The sequence below is a fragment of the Thermogemmatispora sp. genome (assembly GCF_019683635.1).
GTDB lineage: Bacteria > Chloroflexota > Ktedonobacteria > Ktedonobacterales > Ktedonobacteraceae > Thermogemmatispora.
This window is the reverse complement of the sequence record NZ_JADGIA010000348.1, coordinates 1-2544: the sequence shown is the minus strand read 5'-3', so window position 1 is coordinate 2544 and position 2544 is coordinate 1. Positions and strand designations below refer to the sequence as shown.

The following is a 2544-nucleotide window of genomic DNA, read 5'->3' as shown; positions in this document are numbered from 1 at the left end:
AAGGAAAAAGGGCATGTCTTCGAAGCGCCGGCGCGCCGATCGGAAGCCGAGCGGCGCGTGTGCCACCACCAGGGCATCCCTCACCTCCTCTGAGAAGCCCGTGTCTCCCCTGGCCTCGGGGCCGGGAGAGCGATGGGAACAGAAAGGGAGCGGACGTCAGCGCTGGAGGCCTCAGCCCTTGCAGCGCTGGTGAGGGCCGCAGGCCGTTGCCTCTCAACAGGCGACAGAGGTTGGATAGCAGTTGCCATGAGATACTGCTCCCCCTTCCTCTTGCTCTCGCTCCTGGTCGATCGCTGAACCCCTGGGGGGCAGCTTCCTTGCGAGCTGGCGCTGTTTCCAGTGGAGATCGTTGCTCCCCGTTCTACAAAGGAAGATCGGAGGGAGAGGAACATGACCTTTCTGTAAAGCTTCTGGTATAAGTTTCTGCCCTTTCTGTGCTCCGCCTGTCCTGGCTGCCTGGTGACTCCATCGCTTGCACCCAGCTGCTGGTGATCTGCTCTTCCCACTCCGCCCGAGCGACCTCAAGGGAGCAGCAGAGCGTGATCCTCCTTTCGGAACAGAGTGGAAGAACACCTTCCGCTGCTGCACTTGCAGGGTTACAGATCTTCTTCTATACTGGAGAAGGCGGCGTGGGCCTCTATCGAGCTGGGAGACGATGAGATGGGGACGGCTCTAGCGCTGGATCTGGTCGAGCCGCTGCGTCAGATCGAGAGTCAGGTGAATCTGGCGAGATTGCAGCAGCTCACGGAGCGGCTGAGCGCTTCCCCAAATGGGGAAGCGCCCGAGGTGGCGCGGCTGCGTGCGCTGTTGGAGGGCCCCAGACGGGGCAAGCCCGGCCCCAAAGCCCGGTGAGGTGAGCGGAGGCAAGGAGTGCAGATGGGCTGGGAATGCCCTCTTCTCTCTCCGCGCACACGTGTTCCGTGACCGGTACCAGAACGGGGCTGGGAAAGACCTGACGGTAGACCGCTGCCCGGCGCCCAGGCGATGACCGTCTGTCTTGCTGGTCGTGAGCCTGAGAGAGCAAAGGGGACAGGTCGACCAGGCGTCGGTGGCCCGTGGCATCGCGCTCAGCGCGAGCAGGCTCACCTGCTTCACTCTCCTGCCTGTCTTGACACGGGCGCCGTCTGTTGGTAGGATCACCATACACAGTGGTGTCTCCTTCTTCTCATTGGAAACCGAGGAGGTCGTCATGCACGAGCCATCTGCTGCTCTCGCTCTCCAACCCTTTGGTCTGTTCTTTCGCCGCTGGCCGATCCAGGCAGGCAAGCGCGTCCAAAGTACCTGGGAGCCAGAAATTACGACTGGAGATGGCAGTGATCCGGACAAGCTCGACAGCGACTGGCTCCCAGACGAAGACGAGCAGGACGAGGATGAGGAGTGAGCAGGGCCAGGGAGAAGGATGGGTGCTATGGCTTCCCCACTCATTGGGATCTACTCGCAAGCCAGCGATGCCCATGTGGAACGGGTCGTGACGGCCCTGCGCCGCCAGGGCTGTCGCTGGATCCAGTTTGATGATGCCGACCTGCCGTTTGCCCTTCAGCTCAGCGCTGAACTGGCCAGCCCGGAAGCCAGAGCGGGCTGGTGTGGGCGCCTGAGGCTGTCTCCCTCCGCTGAGCCGCTCCCCCTGACGGACCTGCGCAGCCTGTGGTACCGCCGCCCCAGCCGTCGGTATGGGTTCCCAGAGGGGCTGACCACAGAGGGGGCCGCCTTTGCGGCAGCAGAGGCCCGACACGGCCTGGGAGGCCTCCTGCGCAGTCTGCCCTGTCTGTGGGTCAGCTCTCCCGATGCCATCCGGGCCGCCTCCTGGAAGCCGCTGCAACTGGCGGTGGCGCAACGACTGGGCTGGCGCATCCCGCGCACGCTGCTGACCAATGATCCCCAGGCCGTCCTGGACTTCTTTGAGCGCTGTGAGGAGCGTGTTGTCTACAAGCCCCTCAGCCAGGGTCTTCCCCGTCCTGCGCCGGGGCAGTGGCAGGGAGGGATCTACACCACGCGGCTGAGCCGCCAGGACGTGCAAGCGCATCTGCCCACGCTTTCCCTGACGTTCCAGCTCTTCCAGGAGGCCATTCCCAAACGGGCGGATGTGCGCGTGACCGTCATCGGCGCCCGCCTGTTTGCCGTGGCCATGACTGCTCCCGAGGATTCCCCAGCCCAGATAGATTTCCGTCTCGACTACGGAGCCTTGCGATATGAAGGACACCAGCTGCCTGCGGAGCAAGAGGCAGCCTGTCTGGCCCTCGTTGGCACGTTCCGGCTCCAGTTTGCCGCCATTGATCTGGTGCTGACCCCCGAGGGGGAGTATGTCTTCCTGGAGCTGAACCCTAATGGCCAGTGGGGCTGGCTGGAAGAGGCCACGGGCCTGCCCCTGGCCGCCTCGCTGGCCGCCTTGCTGGCAGGCCAGGCCGAGCCGTGCCCCTGGCCAGCCCAGGCCCAGCCGCACGCCCGGCTGCCCCTGCCGGTGCCGCCGCCTGGGCCGGCTCAGGACCAGGAGGGAACCCGATGACCGAAGCGACAGGAGCCGCCGACTGGCGCTGCTGGGCCGAG

At 64.8% G+C, this 2544-nt stretch carries 3 protein-coding genes; all 3 read left to right on the top strand.

Features of this window, described 5'->3' with window-relative positions; genetic code table 11:
- The first annotated feature begins 660 nt into the window (after positions 1-660).
- The 3 genes from IRZ31_RS21170 (at position 661) to IRZ31_RS21160 (ending at position 2503) form a co-directional block, all read left to right on the top strand.
- Positions 661-852: a hypothetical protein gene (locus tag IRZ31_RS21170; RefSeq protein ID WP_297157717.1), complete on the top strand. Its 192-nt coding sequence runs from the start codon at positions 661-663 to the stop codon at positions 850-852.
- Between the two features lie 337 nt (positions 853-1189).
- A complete protein-coding gene (locus IRZ31_RS21165; protein ID WP_297157715.1) occupies positions 1190-1381 on the top strand; it encodes a hypothetical protein in 192 nt (63 codons plus the stop codon).
- Between the two features lie 27 nt (positions 1382-1408).
- Positions 1409-2503 carry an MvdC/MvdD family ATP grasp protein gene (locus tag IRZ31_RS21160; RefSeq protein ID WP_297157713.1) on the top strand — a complete coding sequence of 365 codons (1095 nt, stop codon included), beginning with the start codon at positions 1409-1411 and terminating at the stop codon, positions 2501-2503.
- The last annotated feature ends 41 nt before the right edge of the window (positions 2504-2544 follow it).

Coding starts and splice junctions, on each gene's coding strand:
- IRZ31_RS21170 (WP_297157717.1), top strand. CDS start 661: ATGGGGACGGCTCTAGCGCTGGATCTGGTCGAGCCGCTGCGTCAGATC.
- IRZ31_RS21165 (WP_297157715.1), top strand. CDS start 1,190: ATGCACGAGCCATCTGCTGCTCTCGCTCTCCAACCCTTTGGTCTGTTC.
- IRZ31_RS21160 (WP_297157713.1), top strand. CDS start 1,409: ATGGCTTCCCCACTCATTGGGATCTACTCGCAAGCCAGCGATGCCCAT.